The 17,520-nt window shown below is 61.6% G+C and carries 14 protein-coding genes; 12 read left to right on the plus strand and 2 right to left on the minus strand.

Features of this window, described 5'->3' with window-relative positions; genetic code table 11:
* Positions 1-27: 27 nt before the first annotated feature.
* The 4 genes from BLU02_RS04185 to BLU02_RS04200 all read left to right on the plus strand — a co-directional run bounded on the left by BLU02_RS04185 (position 28) and on the right by BLU02_RS04200 (position 2,977).
* Entirely contained in the window at positions 28-537 is a 510-nt protein-coding gene (locus BLU02_RS04185) for a hypothetical protein (protein ID WP_060921122.1), read from the plus strand.
* Positions 537-1,019 carry a hypothetical protein gene (locus tag BLU02_RS04190; protein WP_060921121.1) on the plus strand — a complete coding sequence of 161 codons (483 nt, stop codon included), beginning with the start codon at positions 537-539 and terminating at the stop codon, positions 1,017-1,019. The genes BLU02_RS04185 and BLU02_RS04190 overlap by 1 nt, the downstream gene beginning before the upstream one ends.
* A gap of 88 nt (positions 1,020-1,107) precedes the next feature.
* Positions 1,108-2,211 carry a PASTA domain-containing protein gene (locus BLU02_RS04195; protein ID WP_157547004.1) on the plus strand — a complete coding sequence of 368 codons (1,104 nt, stop codon included), beginning with the start codon at positions 1,108-1,110 and terminating at the stop codon, positions 2,209-2,211.
* A 196-nt stretch (positions 2,212-2,407) separates the two neighbouring features.
* Positions 2,408-2,977 carry a hypothetical protein gene (locus BLU02_RS04200; protein WP_060921119.1) on the plus strand — a complete coding sequence of 190 codons (570 nt, stop codon included), beginning with the start codon at positions 2,408-2,410 and terminating at the stop codon, positions 2,975-2,977.
* A 265-nt stretch (positions 2,978-3,242) separates the two neighbouring features.
* Here the strand turns inward: BLU02_RS04200 and BLU02_RS04205 are convergent, their stop codons facing one another.
* Complete coding sequence (locus BLU02_RS04205; protein WP_060921118.1) at positions 3,243-4,421, minus strand: protein kinase family protein; 1,179 nt, start codon at positions 4,419-4,421, stop codon at positions 3,243-3,245.
* A gap of 94 nt (positions 4,422-4,515) precedes the next feature.
* On the opposite strand from BLU02_RS04205, the gene BLU02_RS04210 reads away from it, so the two are divergent.
* Together BLU02_RS04210 and BLU02_RS04215 are read left to right on the plus strand one after the other, a co-directional pair.
* A complete protein-coding gene (locus BLU02_RS04210) occupies positions 4,516-5,088 on the plus strand; it encodes a hypothetical protein (RefSeq protein ID WP_157547006.1) in 573 nt (190 codons plus the stop codon).
* A gap of 87 nt (positions 5,089-5,175) precedes the next feature.
* On the plus strand, positions 5,176-6,324 hold the full coding sequence (locus BLU02_RS04215; protein ID WP_060921163.1) for a TRAFAC clade GTPase domain-containing protein: 1,149 nt from the start codon (positions 5,176-5,178) through the stop codon (positions 6,322-6,324).
* Between the two features lie 354 nt (positions 6,325-6,678).
* Here BLU02_RS04215 and BLU02_RS17915 read toward each other — a convergent pair whose 3' ends face one another.
* A complete protein-coding gene (locus BLU02_RS17915) occupies positions 6,679-7,194 on the minus strand; it encodes a DUF2510 domain-containing protein (protein ID WP_082749923.1) in 516 nt (171 codons plus the stop codon).
* 251 nt (positions 7,195-7,445) lie between these two features.
* Between BLU02_RS17915 and BLU02_RS04230 the strand changes: the two genes are divergently transcribed.
* The 6 genes from BLU02_RS04230 (at position 7,446) to BLU02_RS04255 (ending at position 17,517) form a co-directional block, all read left to right on the plus strand.
* Entirely contained in the window at positions 7,446-10,166 is a 2,721-nt protein-coding gene (locus BLU02_RS04230; RefSeq protein ID WP_060921116.1) for a DNA methyltransferase, read from the plus strand.
* Positions 10,163-12,145 carry a DEAD/DEAH box helicase gene (locus tag BLU02_RS04235; protein WP_060921115.1) on the plus strand — a complete coding sequence of 661 codons (1,983 nt, stop codon included), beginning with the start codon at positions 10,163-10,165 and terminating at the stop codon, positions 12,143-12,145. Before BLU02_RS04230 ends, BLU02_RS04235 begins: the two co-directional genes overlap by 4 nt.
* Positions 12,142-13,323 carry a GIY-YIG nuclease family protein gene (locus tag BLU02_RS04240; RefSeq protein WP_060921114.1) on the plus strand — a complete coding sequence of 394 codons (1,182 nt, stop codon included), beginning with the start codon at positions 12,142-12,144 and terminating at the stop codon, positions 13,321-13,323. Before BLU02_RS04235 ends, BLU02_RS04240 begins: the two co-directional genes overlap by 4 nt.
* A gap of 4 nt (positions 13,324-13,327) precedes the next feature.
* Positions 13,328-14,806 carry a DUF8370 family protein gene (locus BLU02_RS04245; protein WP_231919637.1) on the plus strand — a complete coding sequence of 493 codons (1,479 nt, stop codon included), beginning with the start codon at positions 13,328-13,330 and terminating at the stop codon, positions 14,804-14,806.
* 253 nt (positions 14,807-15,059) lie between these two features.
* A complete protein-coding gene (locus BLU02_RS04250) occupies positions 15,060-16,064 on the plus strand; it encodes a metallophosphoesterase (RefSeq protein WP_060921113.1) in 1,005 nt (334 codons plus the stop codon).
* A gap of 1,135 nt (positions 16,065-17,199) precedes the next feature.
* Positions 17,200-17,517, plus strand: coding sequence for a hypothetical protein (locus tag BLU02_RS04255; RefSeq protein WP_060921112.1), 318 nt, complete (start codon positions 17,200-17,202; stop codon positions 17,515-17,517).
* Positions 17,518-17,520: the final 3 nt, after the last annotated feature.

Below are 17,520 nucleotides of genomic sequence, written 5' to 3' on the forward strand. Positions count from 1 at the left end.
TGCTGCACACGAAGTAGGATCTGCGACATGAGCAACCTCATCACCATCGACGTACCGTCGGAAATCGCCGACGAAGTGCGAAGGTTCGCGGCGTTCCTCATCGCCGACCAGCCGAACCGCCTCCCACGAACAGCCGTTCCTGACGACGGGATCCCCGATTACCCGCTTTGGCCTGACGAACAAGTTGAGCGGTTCGCATCAGCACCCACGACGACGGCACGTGTTTACGTCAGGATCATGGATGCAGTTGTAGAGCACGGCGGGGCGGGCCAGTGGCTCAGCATCGCTGAGCTGGCTGAGTGGACCGGGCAGACGGCATCGGTGATCTCCACCTTCCGCACGCACCTCTACCGCTACATCAACGCGCACCTACCAGAGGGGACACTTGCGCCATTCACGAGGGCAACCGGCCAAGACCTCCGCCCGGCCCGAGGACGCGAGGTCTACTACCGCATCAGCCCCGCGTGCGCCGAGCAGTGGACGCGATTGCGCGACGGAATCGATAGAACGAGCATCTTCGCCGGAAAGGAGTCTTGATGGTCCTCTTTAAAGACATGCTCATCGACACGCCCTACCCGATCCTCGACATCGAAGACCGCGGCGATGATAAGGATCCATTGACAAGCGAATGCACCTACTGCCGCCGCGAAGAGTGGGGACGGACCCACAGCACGCAGGACATCGTCGTGGTCCGCCGCTGGCGTGAACACAGCGTCTGGGCCCCCGACCTCGACGGGCCCGGCAACGGCGGCTGGTTCGAATGGCGTTGCCCTCAACACCCGTACAGATGGGAGAGTTCGCCGTACGCCGCGAATGCCCCCGACCATCTCCGTCCAGCACCAAGTGCGCGGTGTGAGCACGTCAGCCTCGGGGACCGATGTCGGACACGGACGGGCGAGAACTTCGATGGCCAGTGGCTTTGCAGCGAGCACTCCGAATCGGTCGTCGCGCGACTCCGGATCGAGGAGCGCATGCGACAGCTCGACGAAGCAATCGCCGAGTCGGACCACCACATGTGAAGCACTCGGTGTTGTCGCACTCGATTCTCTGCTGCGCATGCGGGCACTGACCTGAGCGCCCCGTGCGATCCCCGGATAGTCTGGCGCCGTGCGACACAGACCGTCTTTCGCCCTGCTCGTCGGAACAATGCTCGCGTTGACCGCGTGTAGTGGGATCACGCTACCGACCCCTGAGAGACCTACTGGCGGAGAAACCGGCGCGCCGGCAGCCACGGAACCTGCAGACGCCCTCCCCGTAGAACTCGAAGCCATCCGCGAATACTGGCCGCTCCCAGACTCCGCCGACTACCGAGTGCCCAACCTCGTTGGCAAAAAGCTCCCGGAAGCGCGCGACGCGCTGGCGGAGTGGGATGCATTCATCAAGGAGTACGATGCCTCCGAGGAAGATCGTGACATCTACATGGGCGGGAACTGGACAGTCGTGTCCCAGGCACCCTTGCCGGGAACGCCACTCCGAGAACACGAACGCGTCGAATTCTACGTTCTGAAAAACGACGAGGCGGCCGAAGCTGTGGCGACCACCCTCGCCGACGACAGCCACGTCGGCGAGCGCGTGTTCTCCGGGACGGTGACGGGGTTCGACGGGATTCAGACACTACTCGTGGACAGCGCCGAGGTCAGACTCGACCTCGTCACGCCCGTCCATAACAGTTGCGGTCTTGACCCGACAGGCAACGGCGCGTCTGCCGATTACACCGCTGACGTGAGCGCCCTCGTGCCGGTGGGAACAGAGGTGCTCGCCGTGCGCTCCGACGTGCGGGGAGATGAGGGGTTCCTGCACATACGGACGGCCGAGCACCCTTGGCCAAGCCCACCGTTGGAGTCAGTGAATGAGATTCTCGTTCGTAGCGGCTGGTGGATGCCTCACACGTCGGATTTTGGCGGAGGATTCCCTCCACCCAGCGAAGGCATCGTGTTCTCACCGTTTATCGAGAACACGAACCTGACCTCGGTCCAAGCCGAATACGCCCCGCTCATCGCTCAGGCCGGCAATACGGCAGTTGTCGGATCAGTCGCGGGGCTGGGCGTATGCCGGTCAGTAGCAGAGCAGGACGCAGTTGCGTGGGCAGCAGCACGGGAAGAGACAGACAGACGCATTCGCGAGGTGGAAGCGGAACTCCAGCGTCGCACCGAGGCTGGCTACTACACATGCCGCGACGGAGATGGTGACGGGGTGTGTTACGAGAGGTGAGAGCGGGTGCCTAGATGCGCTCACCTAGTCAGAACCTATAGCCGGCAGTCGCGTCTTCGTGGTCGTGCGCAACCGGAAGCGGTGGAGAGCGCTCTTTCGATTCCGTACTCGTGAACACATCGAGGCTAGGTCGGCGAGTCCACGTCCCCGTCTAGCATCGAATCCTCGGTGGGACGGCGACCAGTATGCTCACGTCATGACGATGGTCGAGCCGCCTCCGCTGGATCCGCTAATCGGTGACGAGCGGTTACTCGGAGTCGACGCATCGGTGTCTGACTTCTGGCGGTTCGCGTTGCCCGACGTGACCACGAACAATGTTCGCGGGTGGCTGGCCGAGTACCTTGTGTGGCGTGCCACCGGGGTCGAGCGGCCAGTGCGCGTCGAGTGGGACGCGTTCGACGTCCTGTGGGGCGACATCCGCATCGAGGTGAAGTCCAGCGCACTCGTGCAGCGATGGGCGCAGCGCCAACCGTCCACGCTCGCATTCTCAGGTCTTCGCGGAAAGCTCCTCGACCCGGAAACGAACACATACGCCGCCGAGTCGACCTACAACGCCGACGTTTACGTTCTCGCCGTGAATCTCGCCGGGCGAGAGCAGTTCGACCAACTCGACATCGGGAACTGGCGATTCGCCGTGCTCTCGCGCGTTGCGCTCGAGGCAACCGGGCAGTCAACACTTACCTGGGTGCGAGCACAGCAGCTCGCCACAGCGGTCGTCGGCTACGACGAGCTCGCGGCGGCGATCCAAGAAGCTGCCACGAGATAGCGTTCGAGCCCGGAGCGCCGCCGGGCCAGGTCGTCACGCCCGCAAGTCCCGTTCGGGTTCGGGAAGTCATCAAGGGTGTTCCGGGTGGCGGTCCCTCGGTCGGTGAGTCGATACTTGCCCATCGCGCCCTGAACAACGCGAACCTCGGTGCTCTTCTCCGGCCGCTGCACGGAGTGGGAGTGCACCCGAGATTCGATGTCACGGTTTAGGTCGAATCGGCAGAGCCCACCCATCGAACGCCCACCGCACTGCTAGTCGGAGGACGCTAGACGCGAGCTTCCGGGGACGTCGCTGCAGGTGCCTCCAGCACCTCGACGGCTGAGATCATGTCGGAGATGGAGGCGAATCTTTCCGACTCGACGAGGCTCGTCGCGCTATTCACAATGTCGCCGACCGCGCCGTCAGCGACGCCCAGCCTGGTCTTGCCGGTGAAGATGAAGGAGACGATGACACCGGCCGCGTAGATGTCATTAGTGTGCTTGAAGTCTTTGAAGGATTCGAGAAGCGGATCGATGATCGACCCATTCATCTCCGTCTCCGTGCGCGTGAAGTCCGAGTCCCGATGCTTGTGTAGACCGAAGTCCGACAGCTTCACCAGCACAGCCCCCATGTCGTACTTCTTGATGAGGATGTTGTTGCGGCTGATGTCCCGATGAAGCGTGCCGCGAACATGGAGATAGTTGAGCGCATAGAGGAACTGAAGAGTCACGCGCTTGCGGGTTGACCAACTGATCGTCGAGTTTCCCTTGCGTATGTACTCCCCCAGCGTCTCATCGCAATACTCCATGGTGAATGAGTTGCGGTTCGAGTCATAGTCGTAGGCCTCGACGATGTAGGGAAAGCGAATCGCACGCAGCAGGTCGAACTCCGCTCGGAACCGGGCGAGGTCTCGCTCGGAGATGTTCGCCTTTGCTCGCTTCACCGCGAACGTTTCGTTGTACAGCGCATCGTCGTACTTGTGCACCAGCGCGAAGGAACCTTCCCCGACGAGTGTCAGGATCGGCGGGGCATCGCTTCTGCGTTGCGGAGCTGGCGCCGACGTGAACATCACAGCCTCGTAGCGCTCGATCTCTATTCGTTCGACTGAGTCCGGGATCGGGCTTCCTCCCGAGTAGACCAAGAACGACTTGCACTCTTCAATGAGCTTTCTATAGTCCTCGCGTACCTCGAAGGTCACGCCAGCACGCTTGAGCGATTTCCTCATGTCGCTGATCTGCTGGATCAGGTCCATGAGGTCACGACTGTCGCCCGCGTTGAAGTGGCGCCCCATGGTCATCTTCGTGTTCATGAACCGGAAGTGGCCGTTGAGTCTCTCGTGCAGGACCGCGAAGATGCCATCCAACGGTGGGGCCTCGGCGGTATATAACGCCAGGTACTCCGGCTCGGCGTCATCGGGGTCGATATCTGCTGCCAGCCCGCGAGCGACATCGTCCAGGGTGACCATATGTTCATCCTGGCAGAGTGTGAACGGCGCCTTGGTAGTGCAGCGTTCGCTGAAGCAAGCGTCAGCGCTGCCGATGGTACGGGAGACTGGGCGGATGACCACCCTGCCCGACATCACTCTCATGCCGGTTCGGCACCTGCTGCAGCTGGAGGCGAGCGTCGTGCATGAACTTCGGCGGCGCGACCTGGTGCGCACGAACAACAAGCCACTGGGCGACATCGCCGAGCACGTTGTCTGGCTGGCGCGCGGCGGAGTACTGGAACCCAACTCTACCAAGTCGCACGACATCACCACCGCGGCGGGCTCGCGCATCCAGGTGAAGGCGATGGCCAATCGCGCCGCCGGGCCCGGCGCGCGCTTCAGCCCATTCCGGAGCGCCGGCTACGACACCGCAGTGTTCCTCGTTTTCGGCGCCGAGTTCGACATCGTTGAGGCCATTGAAGTCGAAGCGGCCCTGATCGAGGAGCGCGTGCGTTTCGTGACCCACGTCGCGGGCCGCCAGCCTAGCCTCGCCCAGGTGCGCACGCTCGGCAACGATGTCACCGCAGAGATGCAGTCGGCGTATGAGCGGATCGATGGTCAGCCGCTTGCGGCACGCGACAGCGTCCTATCTCGCAAGGCGGGCGACGCCGCCGACCTCGCTGAGGTTCGTCGACAGACACCGTAAGCGACCGAGAGAAGACGGATTAGCCCGCCGCCGCGACGACAACGGAACTGCAAGGCGGTTATCTACGGCGTGCTCTACGTTGGGACCATGCAAGAGAAGAAGTCTGCGCTCGAACAGCACATTGCTGTGTTCGGCGGAAGCGGTAGCGGTAAGACCGTACTGGTGTCTTCCTTTTATGGCGCGGCTCAGGAAGCTTCGTTCCTGAAACAGAGCCTTTATCGCGTCGTGGCGGAGGACATCGGGCAAGGAGCGCGGCTGAATCGGAACTACCTTGGCATGCGTGACGAAGCCAGAGCCCCGGACCTCACCCGCTTCGCAGCGACATCGTATGCCTTCTCGATCAAGCTGAAAGAGCAACCGAGCCCGAAGGCGTCCAAGGCTCAACCGTTCCATGCGTTGCGGCTTGTCTGGCATGACTACCCCGGCGATTGGTTCGAGCAAGGCGCCAGCGGCGAAGAAGCACGACGCCGCGTCGACACGTTTCGTTCGTTGCTCGGGTCGGACGTCGCGCTGCTGCTCGTCGACGGCCAGCGTCTTCTAGATCATGCCGGCGAAGAAGAACGCTACTTGAAATCGCTCTTCAGCAACTACGCCAACGGACTCCTCGCGCTCAAGGACGATCTGCTCGACGAGGGAACGCCACTTCTGCAGTTCCCACGCATCTGGATCGTGGCGCTGTCGAAGGCAGATTTGCTCCCCCACATTGACGTCTTCAAGTTCAGGGATCTACTCGACCTGAAAGCCGCCGACGACCTCGACGAGCTGCGCAAGGTGCTCGCTGGCTTTGCTCAGAATCCAAGCGCGATGTCAGTAGCCGAAGACTTCCTCCTGTTGTCATCGGCGAAGTTCGAACCCAACAAGATCGAAGTTGACAAGCGCGTCGGGATCGACCTCGTTCTGCCTGTGGCCGCCCTGCTGCCGCTTGAGCGCCATGCGAAGTGGGCGAGGCTCGGGCAGCTTCCGACCAAGGTCGCGGAGGGGATCATCAATGGCGGGTCGAAGCTTCTGGCCGCCGCACTCCTCGGCAAGCAGAAGAAGGGGAAGCTCGGCGCCGTCCTCGCGATGCTGAGCCCTGACGTCATTGATGAAGCGGCTCAGATGGCCGGCGACAAGCTCCGCGAGCTGAACTCGCAGGCGCTTGCCAAGCACAATTTCGTCACTGCGACGCTGACGCAGTTCCAGATGGACTTGGATAAGGGGGAGGAAGATGATGTTCTCCTTCGGAGCTTGACGTGATGCTTGAGCCGGGTTCTTACATCTGGGCGACGCGAGGTCGAGAGTGGGGCTTCCGCTTCCTCCGCGATGGCGGATACGCCGATCCGCTCCCGGTCTACGAAACGGCGTTCGATGGGGTGGCTGAGCAACGCACGGTCATGAGACGAGTTGGTGATGTGCTGGCGATTCGCTTCCCGGATCCGGAAGGAAGGGAAGACCACGCGCGCCGACCTATCTCTCACGACTTCGTTATCCGTGCGACACCCTCCTCACCGCTGCCGGACATAACCAACGCGGCGCGAGTCGCCTGGGAGTCCGTGGCCGACGAGTACGCCGGCATGTGGGGCACGGACGCGCCATAGGACCGAGCACCTCTCAGGACTTAGGTGCGACGTGACCCGTCCAACCTGTTCCGTCCCACCACCGGACGAACCCGGCCCGGTCGTCGTACCACCCTGCAGGAATTGCAGGCGGAGCCTGGCGATGCTCAGTCCATGCGGCGCCGTTCCACCAACGCAGCCCGACACTCTCGCCGTCGTTATACCAGCCCGGGGAGGGCATGGTCGGCGTTGCGTCAACGACTGTCCCAGGGCTCTCTGCGTCGGAATCTTGGGCAAATTGATCTGCGGCTTCACCTTTGGCGTCGCGCCGCTTCTGGAACAGTCGTGCAGTGCCGTACGCGAGACCCCCAATGGCGGCGATAGCCGCCAGGTCTCTCAGCCTGAGGTCCGCTTCGCCCGCTCCTGACGAGTCATCGACGGCGTCCTCGACGCTCTCGCAGTCGCACTCATACTGCCGGCATTCCCACTCGTGCGAGTGCCAGCACCAATGCTCACATTCACATTCGCACTCCCACGACCACTCGTGCGTGCAGAAGTCCGCCACCGTCATCGACGCAGCGGCCTTCTAGGACGAGCGCGTTGCTGAGGCACGGCCTGATCTTATCGGTCTGCGGATGTGCCGTTGGGGGTATGTGAGCTCCTGACCCCGAGCCTCAGCTAGCAGGGCCGACTCAGACCGGACGTGTCATAGCTCGCCGATAGGATGAAGTCCGATGTATCGCGTTGCCTCGTTGAGGAGTCAAACCGCGCTCTGACTTGCCGTTCTCTTCGGCGCTGCACATGTGAGGGTAGGAGATCTATATGGCGAGGCTCAGCCTCAAGGCAGTTGAGGAGCGCGTCGCTCCTTTGGCCGGCAGAGAGACGTACGACAGGGAGTTCATTCTTGATCTGCTTCTCGCCTATGGGAAGCCGCAGGGCAACGTTACAAGGCTGCGCAACGGCTCGCTGAACGTTGCCCTCGACCCGGCAACCGAGGTCGCACAGAAGAACGTCGTGTACTTCAAGGAGACGAACGGCGACCCGCTGACGGTCCTCGAGGAACTCAAAGCGTCGCCGGCCGTCGTGCGCTTCAGCACGCGGTTCGTCATCGTCACCGATTACGTCGACGTGGTCGCGCATGACAGCAAGACGAACGAGACCATCGGGTTCCCGATCCGCGAGATCGACCAGCACTTCACTTTCTTCCTGCCCTGGGCCGGCATGGAGAAGGCACAGTACGTCGCAGAGTCCCACGCTGACGTCAAGGCCGCCGAGCGCATGGGCAAGCTCTTCGACGAACTGCTTAACGCTAACCCCGGGATCTTCGACGACGAGCAAGGTCGACACTCACTCAACATCTTCTTCACACGCCTCCTGTTCTGCTTCTTCGCCGAAGACACCGGCATCTTCGCCGACAACCAGTTCACGAACGCAATCGGATCGCAGACGCAGCCCGACGGCTCAGACATGGCAGAGTTCCTCACCGACCTCTTCAAGGCGCTAGACACGGCCGACCCCGCCGACAAGCCAACACACCTCGCCGAATTCCCCTACGTAAACGGTCGCCTATTCACCGTCACCGACGACCAAACAGTGCCCCGCTTCACAAAACAAGCACGCGAGGAACTTATCGCCTCGGGCACGCTCATCTGGCGCGACATCAACCCCGACATCTTCGGCTCGATGTTCCAAGCCATCGTCACGCCCGGCAAACGCAGCGACCTGGGGCAGCATTACACCTCAGTACCGAACATCCTCAAGACAATCGAGCCGTTGTTCCTGAACGCTTTGAAAGCTGAACTCAACGACGCGCAGAATAGTGAGCGTCGACTTGTACGCTTGCTGGACCGGATCGCGGCGATCAAGATTTTCGACCCCGCCTGCGGCTCAGGCAACTTTCTCGTCATCGCTTATAAGGAGCTCCGCAAGCTCGAGCACGCGATCCTCGAGCGCCTCGCCGAGCTGAGCTCGTCGCATCAGGTGCTCTGGGCTGACTCGAAAATAAGCATCGAGAACTTCTACGGCATCGAGATCGATGACTTCGCGGTGGAGGTCGCGATCCTGTCGCTCTGGATTGCGAAGCACCAGATGAACCGGGAGTTCCGCGAGAAGTTTCGGGTCGAGATCCCCCTAATCCCACTCAAAGAGACCGGACAGATTAAGCCTGGCAATGCGACGCGCATGGACTGGAATGAGGTCTGCCCAAACAGCGGCGAGACAGAGATTTATCTGATCGGGAACCCGCCGTATGTCGGCTCGAGCATGCAGACCAAGGAGCAGAAGAGCGAGTTCTTCGCGGCCTTTGGCCGACGGCCATTCTCCAAGAATCTCGATTACATCGCAATTTGGTTCATCAAGGGTGCGGACTACATCGCGGGTTCCCAGGCACAGCTGGCTTTCGTCACGACAAATTCTGTCGCACAAGGTGAGCATGTCAGCTTGATGTTCCCCATGATTTTCGATATGAACATCGAGATCGGCTTCGCATACACGTCTTTCAAATGGGAGAACAACGCCAAACACAATGCCGGTGTCACAGTGTCAGTGATCGGGTTGCGGAATAGATCCGATGCGCCGAGGTATATCTTCACCGCCGGACTCGAGATCGCGGCGCAAAACATCAACGGATATCTGGCGGACGCGCCGAACATTATCGCTGGACGGCAGATGAAGCCGATCTCCCCCGCACTTCCGCCGATGGTATTCGGATCCAAGCCAACTGATGGCGGCTACCTGGTTCTCGACCCGGCCGAGAAGCGAGGACTTGTGGCCGCCGAACCAGGTGCCCTGAAGTTCCTCAAACGCTACGTCGGCGCCGCTGACTATATCAATGACACAGAGCGTTACTGTCTCTGGATTCCGGACCGTGATGTGAGTCTTGCCCGAGAGATTGGCCCAATCGCCGAACGGCTTGACCGGCTGGCATCCTGGCGGCGTAAGAGCAAGGCGCAAAGCACGGTCGACTTCGCAGATCGACCACATCGTTTCAAGCAGAGAGCGTTCAAGCCCACCGATGCGATCATCGTGCCAAGCGTTTCATCAGAACGGCGAGAGTACATTCCGGTCGGTTACCTCGGACCTGAAACCGTAGTCTCCAATCTTGCATACGCTATCTACGATGCTCAGCCGTGGCTCTTCGCGATCCTGACTTCACGCGTGCATATGACCTGGGCCCGGGCAGTGGGCGGAAAAATGAAGACAGATTTCCGTTACTCGAACACCATCGTCTACAACAACTTCCCTGTGCCACCGCTGACCGAGGTGATGAAGGAGAGGTTGACTGAGGCCGCACTCCGCGTGCTCGACGTCCGCGAGTACCACTGTGAGCGGACGCTCGCTGAGCTCTACGACCCGGGCAAGATGCCACATGACTTGCGTGAGGCCCATGCGGCGGTCGACGCATTGGTGGACTCGATCTACTCGAAGACACCGTACGAAACCGACGAACAGCGGTTGTCGGACCTGTTCGCGTTGTACGAGCGCATGACAGCCAATGACACAGCAAAAACGCCGGCGAAGAGGACCCGGAGGACAGCGGAGTGAACGGGATCAACAAGCCGGTAAACATCGTCGACGTTACGTATGCGCAGACGAGGGCATCGGTGAACACCGACGAGCTCGGCATGCGCGAGATGCAGCAGCGCGTCTTCGAGCAGCGCGACGCCCAGCACCTTCTGGTGAAGGCTCCGCCGGCATCGGGCAAGTCCCGCGCGCTGATGTTCGTGGCGCTCGACAAGCTGTACAACCAGGGCCGCAAAAAGGTCATCGTTGCAGTGCCTGAGCGCTCCATTGGAGCCTCGTTCGCCTCAACGAGCCTGACGACGCAGGGCTTCTGGGCCGACTGGGAGGTCAAGGACAAGCACAACCTGTGCGACCCGGGCTCATCGGCGGGCAAGGTTGGCGAGTTCATCGAGTTCCTGGAGGGGCCTGACGCGGTCCTCGTGTGCACGCACGCGACGCTGCGATTCGCTTTCGAAAAGGTGGCCCCGGAGTCGTTCAACGGCACGGTGCTGGCGATTGATGAGTTCCACCATGTCTCGGCTGACACGGAGACGTCGCGCCTGGGCGCGCTTCTGCGTGATGTCATGAACGGCTCCGACGTGCACATTGTCGCGATGACCGGATCCTACTTCCGCGGAGACTCCGTGCCAGTGCTAGCGCCCGAGGACGAGGCGAAGTTTACGCCTGTCACCTTCAACTACTACGACCAGCTCAACGGCTACGCGCACCTGCGATCCCTCGGGATCGGGCATCACTTCTACCAAGGCCGGTACACCGACGCGATCCACGAAGTGCTGGACCTCGACAAGAAGACCATCGTGCACATTCCGAGCGTGAACTCCGGAGAGTCCACGAAGGACAAGATCGAAGAAGTCGGACGCATCATCGACGCCATTGGCCGCGTCGAGTCGACAGACCCGGATACAGGAATCATCAGCGTTCGCCGCCGGGACACCGATGAGATCGTCCGAGTCGCGGATCTTGTCGACGACACCGACCAGAAGAAGCGCGGCGACACTCTTCACTATCTCTCCCATACCGCGTCGAAGGACCGCGGCGGCGTCGACATCATCATCGCGCTGGGCATGGCGAAGGAAGGCTTCGACTGGCCCTTCGCAGAGCACGCGCTAACTGTCGGCTACCGGGCCTCTCTCACCGAGGTCATCCAGATCATCGGGCGCGTGACCCGCGACAGTCCCAATAAGTCCCATGCGCAGTTCACGAACCTCATAGCCGAGCCAGATGCCTCGCAGGGCGAGGTCAAGGTCTCGGTGAACAACATGCTCAAGGCGATTACGGCGTCGCTGCTCATGGAGCAGGTTCTCGCGCCGAACTTCAATTTCAAGACGAAGAAGTTCGACGACGATGCACCGGCGAAGACGGGCGAGCTGAAGATCAAGGGCTTCAAGGAGCCGTCCAGCGACCGCGTGAAGCAGATTGTCGCGACGGACCTGAACGACCTGAAGGCAACGATTCTTCAGGACGACACCTTTGCCCGGGCGGCGGCCGGCTCGGTCGACGCCGAGACGACCAATATGGTGCTGATCCCGAAGATCATCCGGGAGAAGTACCCAGACCTTACCGAAGAGCAGGTCGAAGAAGTGCGCCAGCAGGTTGTCGTGGACTCGGTGATCAAGAACGGCGAGGTGCGTGAGGTCGGCGACAAACGCTTCATCAAGATGGCCGAGAAGTTCGTGAACATCGACGAGCTGAACATCAACCTCATCGACGCGGTGAACCCATTTCAACGAGCGTTCGAGGTGCTGTCCAAGTCGGTCACACCCTCGGTGCTGCGCCTGATCCAAGACACAATTACGTCCACGAAGATCGAGTTCTCCGAAGAGGAGGCGCTGTCCCTGTTCCCGAAGATCAAGACGTGGAAGCAAGTCCACGGCAAGAACCCGGACATCCGCTCCGAGGACCCCGCAGAGAAGCGGCTGGCCGCGGCCCTATTGTTCCTGCAGAAGCTCGCGGCACGGCGCAAGGCAGAGAAGGCCGCGACGGAGACGGTGGTCGAATGAGCGAGAACGAACCCTTCGAGCCCGAGGCGCCGCTGAGCCTCGACGACATCCTCGACGACGAGCTGCTCACCGCGCCAGAGAAGCCGAAGAAGCTCACCTCGTCGGACCGCCTCGAACGAGCCTTCCTGGAGATCGTCGAGTTCCGGCGAACCGAGGGGCGACTACCCAACCCCCATACCCGTGAGATCGCCGAACGCAAGCTAGGGGCACGCCTGGACGGCTTCCTCGCCAACGACGCCAAGGCAGAGGCGGTGAAGCACCTGGACGAATTCGGCCTGCTGGAAGCTCCCGCAGCACCGACGTCCATTGACGATCTGCTGGAGAGCGACGACCTCGACGAGCTACTGGGCGACGAGTCCGGGATCCTCGACGTGTCGGACCTGCCCGTGGTCAAGCGTCCAGAGTCGGCCGAGTCCGTTGCGCAGCGTGTGAAAGCGAAAGACTTCGAGCAGTTCGAGCCGCTGTTCAAAGCGAAGCACGCCGAGCTGGCAGATGGCACCTTCGAGCTCCGCCCGTTCACCGGGATGCACCTGATCAAGGAAGGTGTGTTCTTCGTCCTGAATGGAGTGATGTGCTTCGTCGCGGATGTGGGCGAGAAGGTAGATCTGTTTATCGGAGGCGAATCGCGCAAGAAGCAGCGCCTGCGATTGGTCTTCGAGAACGGCACAGAGTCCGCAATGTACGACAAGAGCCTCCAGACCCGCATGTACGAGACGCAGGGACAGGTGCTGGCTCGAACCGGGCACGATGCAAGTGACATCCTGGACGCCGACATCGAGAGCGGACACATCTACGTGTTGCAGTCGATGAGCACCGACCCGCTCATCGCGAACATCAACGACTTGCACAAGATCGGCTTCTCGACCACAAGCGTCGAGCAGCGCGTGAAGGGAGCGTCGGAGTCTCCGACGTACCTCATGGCCCCGGTCAAGATCGTCGCCGACTACAGGGTGTACAACCTCAAGGCATCAGGACTGGAGGCGCTACTGCACCGCGTCTTTGCCGATGTGCGACTCGACCTAACGCAGATCGACCGGAACGGCCGTGACTACGACCCCTCCGAATGGTTCATCGCACCTCGCGATGTGATCAACCAAGCCGTCGCCATGATCATGTCCGGCGAGATCACGGACTACATCTACGACCGCGCACAGAAGCGGTTGGTCGAACGTGGTTAGCCCGTTGACGCCATGGACCGCTGACCCCGCGGGCATCTACTTCAGCGACCGCTTCAATGTCGCCCCGCAGGTGCTCGAGGAATGGGGGGCGTTCGATATCTCCGTGGTCACCGATCTCCCGGTTTTCATCGACCCGTTCCTGCTCTTCAACAGCGATAAGGACGAATACCGAGCGCTGCACGAGCAGATCGTCGACTACCTCCGATTTCTGCGAGACCACGCACACGAGCCATTGACCGCGGGCCGTATCAAGAGCTGGTACACGTTCAGTGAGGTGCGGCAGAACTGGCTTGGGTTCACGGTCGACGGCAACGCCGGGCACGGTCTCGGGAAGAAGTTCGCGGTCGCCCTGCACAGTGCGCTCAGCGGGCTCCTCAAGAACATCGGCAGTGAACCCATCACCGACTCCAGTCACATGGAGAAGCTCGCACTGATCAGTAACGGTGTCGGCAGGGACACGATCTCCGACCTCACGACGAACCTGATCAAGCATTACTTGCTGCGATACACGAGCGACTTTGCGGTGAAGCACCTTGCTGAGGAACACCGGAAGACAGTCCCGGTCGCGCGCGCCAAGTTCAACTACAACACTCAGACCTGGGCCTCCCAGTCATACGAGCTTCCATACACGGACGGCGACTTCGTCATCCTGACCCCGGTCGACCTCCTCACCAAGGATGACACCTGGATCAACCGGTCCGACATGGAGCGCTCGTTCGACGCAGTGCTTGAGGCCGTGGAGAACGCCCAGCTCCGAGCGGACGTGAACAACTACCTCGGGCAACGGCTGACCAAGGAGTCCTCGGAGAAGGAGCAGCGGGAAGCACGTTTGCTCGCGCTACGCTACTTCCCCGACCTCGTGGACTGCTATATCAAGCTAAAGGAAGATACTGGCGACGCGGCCGTCTCTAATAGCCGCGCGAAGGTCGACGACACGCAGGCGCTCCTGCGCGACCAGGTGCAGCGGACCGCCCACGACATCGCTAGAAAGACAGACTTCTACGAGAGGTCCTGGACCTCGACGCAGGAGGCTCGCCAAGCAGTGGAGACGTTCAAGCACTACGTCGAGGACAAGGGTGGGTGGCGTCTGCTCAACAAAGGCGGCAACAAGGCCCTGTCGAGTGAGTCGGACGTCCAGCTGTTCTTCGGTCTCCTGCTCCAGAAGTCCCGGTTTGACGTCAATCGGGAGGTCAACAACGGCAGCGGCGCGGTCGACTTCAAGATCTCCGAGGGGCTCGACAAGAGCCTCATCGAGTTCAAGCTCGCAAAGAGTAGCTCCCTGAAGCGCAATATGAAGAACCAGGTCGACGTCTACAAGAAGGCGAACGACACCGACTCGGCAGTCTTCGTCGTCGTCGCTTACTCGGCGAAGGAAATTGAGAAGACTGAGGAAGCGATCCTAGACCTCGGGCTGAACAAGCCAGAGACCATGGAGGTTGTGATCATCAACGCCTCGCCGAAGACGTCAGCTTCGAAGGTCTGATCGTCCGTCCGCGGTCCACCGCGTTGGCGTGCGACCTGGTGCCGTGCGCAGGCATCGCCGAAACATGCACTTCAAGATTCTCGGCGATGGAGAATGACGCGCGCGATCCAGACTTGTCGACACTGTCCGCGATTCGCCGATCCAACGACAGATCGAGCGGCGGGTCTGTGCGCACGCCTCGCTGGATGTGAGGCTGACCATCACCGTCACGCGAGCGAGATGCATCGCGTAGCCATTTCGATGGGGGCCCACGATGCACGCTCTAGAACACGCAACTGAGATCAGCTTGCCTGACCAGCGAGTCGCGGTCTTGGGGGATGTCCACGGAAACATTGGTTGGCTTCGGATGCTGGCGAGGGCACTCCCCTACCTCGCACCGGATGTGACGACCATCTTGCAGCTCGGCGACTGGTGGATGCCGCCGACCGAGGTCGACGAAGCTTTCGCGGAGACGAACATCACCGCCATCTACGTCACGAACGGGAACCATGAACCGTGGGACAAGATCACTCCACTTCTCGACCAGCACCCCGGAGAAGCGGTTCGGGTCTCGGACATCACCTGGTTGCTCCCCCGACCGGCGCGCCTCACCATCGGCGGGCGATCCGTCTTGTCGCTCGGAGGCGCGTCATCCGTCGACCGTGTGTCTCGCCAGGAAGGGCTGACCTGGTGGCCTGATGAGGCCATCACCGACGAACACGTCGCGGCAGGCATCGCCGGCGGTCCCGCTGACCTGATGCTCACTCACGAGTCTCCGGCAAACACCCCGGTACGCCCGGTCCAGAAACTCCTGCGGACGAATCCGCATTGGTTCACTAAGGCGGCACTGGAGGCGTCCGTGGCGTCACGTGCGCGGGTCAGCCAGGTGTGGGACGCTGTGCGCCCTGAGCTGCTCATTCACGGGCACATGCATGTCGCAGGAGGCGGACAGACCGATGATGGACGGCGGGTTGCTAGCCTCGGACGCGACGGCAACGAGTGGAACCTCGGGATCCTCGACATGCAGAACCTTCGGATGGCAACGCCGAGTCTCGCCGTCCTCCGCGGACTGGCGAACGGCCAAGCTCCCCGCCTCACTCGTGCGCAGCGAATCAACGGCGCCGCAGAAGCCCTGCACTCGGGCGTCTTGGACGGACTCAAGCCGACACCTCGTGCCCTCCGTGATGCCGAGGACTACGTCAACGGTGTCCGCAGTCTCGAGGAGATACTCGAAGAGGTCCGCCGGCGCCACACTCGAACCCGCCACGATGAGCCTTGACCGAGGAGAAGCCCCTCCCTTCAGGTGAGACCCTGCGCGGGCTAGCTGCGAGCATGCAGCTAGCCGCAGTCGCCACGCGAACAGCATCGGCGCTGTTTCACTCGACGGACGGCCGCAGGTATGTCTGTCGCTGTGCCAACCGCTTTGGTCAGCCTTATACATCGCGACTGTATAAGCCTGCGCCACGGCTCCCGCCGCATCCACCCTCCCCGCTCTACGGCATCGCTGGGTGAGAGGCCATCTCGTGTTGCTTCAGCGGGAGGGCGGGAGCGGCAAGGTTCGAGCAGCGTCGAGCACGCATTCGAGGAACCAGCAATCCTCCCTTACGAGTCTCTGTGGAGACGGATGAATGCCTGGGCGTGAAGGTTCTGACGAACTCTCCAGTGCAAGAGCAGCCCATCGCAGGACGAAGGCTATGTTCGCCGTGCTTCTCGGAGGAGTCGGTGCAGCTGGTGAGAGCGATTGCTCTCGAGGCGGCCGCTTCGCAGTCTCAGCAGTTGGCGGCCGAGCCAGCGTGCGAGCAGGAACTCCGTTCGATCTGCCGCATGTAGTCGAGGGAGCTTGCGGTGTGCAGTGACGAATCGTTCGCATGCTTCGAACCTTTCGTTCCACACGCGGTCCAGGGGGTCCCACTCGAACGCGGGTGAGACGTCGAGTCGAGCACGCTGGTAGGCATTGAGGCCGCCTTCGAAGCGACGCTGGTATCGAGCCCACTCGCCGAGGTGGCGTTCTTCATCCGTGAGGGTTTCCCTGGCGCGAGTGTTTTCGCGGGGCGCGCGGCCGAGGTCTCGCCAGTGATCTTCATACGCGTGGAGTGAGCTGATCCAGTTCGCGGTGCGGCGCTGGGCTACGTCCTGGCCGTCGAGGACCAGGGTCACTGCCGCCGCGAACCGGTCGGCCACGGGATCGCCGGGCATCTCTGCCTGTCGTAGTCGTTCGGCTTCGGCGTGGAGTTCTGCGGGGGTCGACGCGCGCACAGGGTCCTTTCATGGGCGAGACGGCTCGCCCCATGCACCTATGCGCGGTGTGCCCTTGCTGTCAGACCGCGCCGGGTAGACGCGGCAGTGTCGCTGAGTCGGCGGAGTTCCCGTCGATGGCTTCGTAGGGTTGCTGGCACCCGAAGGGAGGCGCCATCGTGCAGATCGACCGCGAGCCGCAGGACCGCCTGCTCGATGACATGGACGGCGTCTTCGTCGTCGCCACGGAGGACGGTGTCGCCTTTCGCCTCGACATGGATGAACGACGGGTAACTCGCACGGTGGAGGGGCGCACAGGGCACCGGGCGATGCTCGATTCCGAGTCCGCTGTGTTGGTCGCCGTCGCGACGTGCCGGGTCGGAGCTCCGATGATGCTCCTCATTGACCGAAATGTTCCTGGAGTCTTGTTCACTCGCCGCACGTCCGGCACGGTGTTGAACATCAACCAGGTATCAAGAACACCACTGCCGCAGTAAGAG

This window comes from Microbacterium paraoxydans (assembly GCF_900105335.1).
Taxonomy (GTDB): domain Bacteria; phylum Actinomycetota; class Actinomycetes; order Actinomycetales; family Microbacteriaceae; genus Microbacterium; species Microbacterium paraoxydans.

What these genes read in the sequence shown, in the direction of transcription:
- BLU02_RS04200 (WP_060921119.1), top strand. Translation starts at nt 2,408, where the DNA reads ATGACGATGGTCGAGCCGCCTCCGCTGGATCCGCTAATCGGTGACGAG.
- BLU02_RS04205 (WP_060921118.1), bottom strand. Translation starts at nt 4,421, where the DNA reads ATGGTCACCCTGGACGATGTCGCTCGCGGGCTGGCAGCAGATATCGAC.
- BLU02_RS04185 (WP_060921122.1), top strand. Translation starts at nt 28, where the DNA reads ATGAGCAACCTCATCACCATCGACGTACCGTCGGAAATCGCCGACGAA.
- BLU02_RS04215 (WP_060921163.1), top strand. Translation starts at nt 5,176, where the DNA reads ATGCAAGAGAAGAAGTCTGCGCTCGAACAGCACATTGCTGTGTTCGGC.
- BLU02_RS04190 (WP_060921121.1), top strand. Translation starts at nt 537, where the DNA reads ATGGTCCTCTTTAAAGACATGCTCATCGACACGCCCTACCCGATCCTC.
- BLU02_RS17915 (WP_082749923.1), bottom strand. Translation starts at nt 7,194, where the DNA reads ATGACGGTGGCGGACTTCTGCACGCACGAGTGGTCGTGGGAGTGCGAA.
- BLU02_RS04250 (WP_060921113.1), top strand. Translation starts at nt 15,060, where the DNA reads ATGCACGCTCTAGAACACGCAACTGAGATCAGCTTGCCTGACCAGCGA.
- BLU02_RS04240 (WP_060921114.1), top strand. Translation starts at nt 12,142, where the DNA reads ATGAGCGAGAACGAACCCTTCGAGCCCGAGGCGCCGCTGAGCCTCGAC.
- BLU02_RS04210 (WP_157547006.1), top strand. Translation starts at nt 4,516, where the DNA reads ATGACCACCCTGCCCGACATCACTCTCATGCCGGTTCGGCACCTGCTG.
- BLU02_RS04230 (WP_060921116.1), top strand. Translation starts at nt 7,446, where the DNA reads ATGGCGAGGCTCAGCCTCAAGGCAGTTGAGGAGCGCGTCGCTCCTTTG.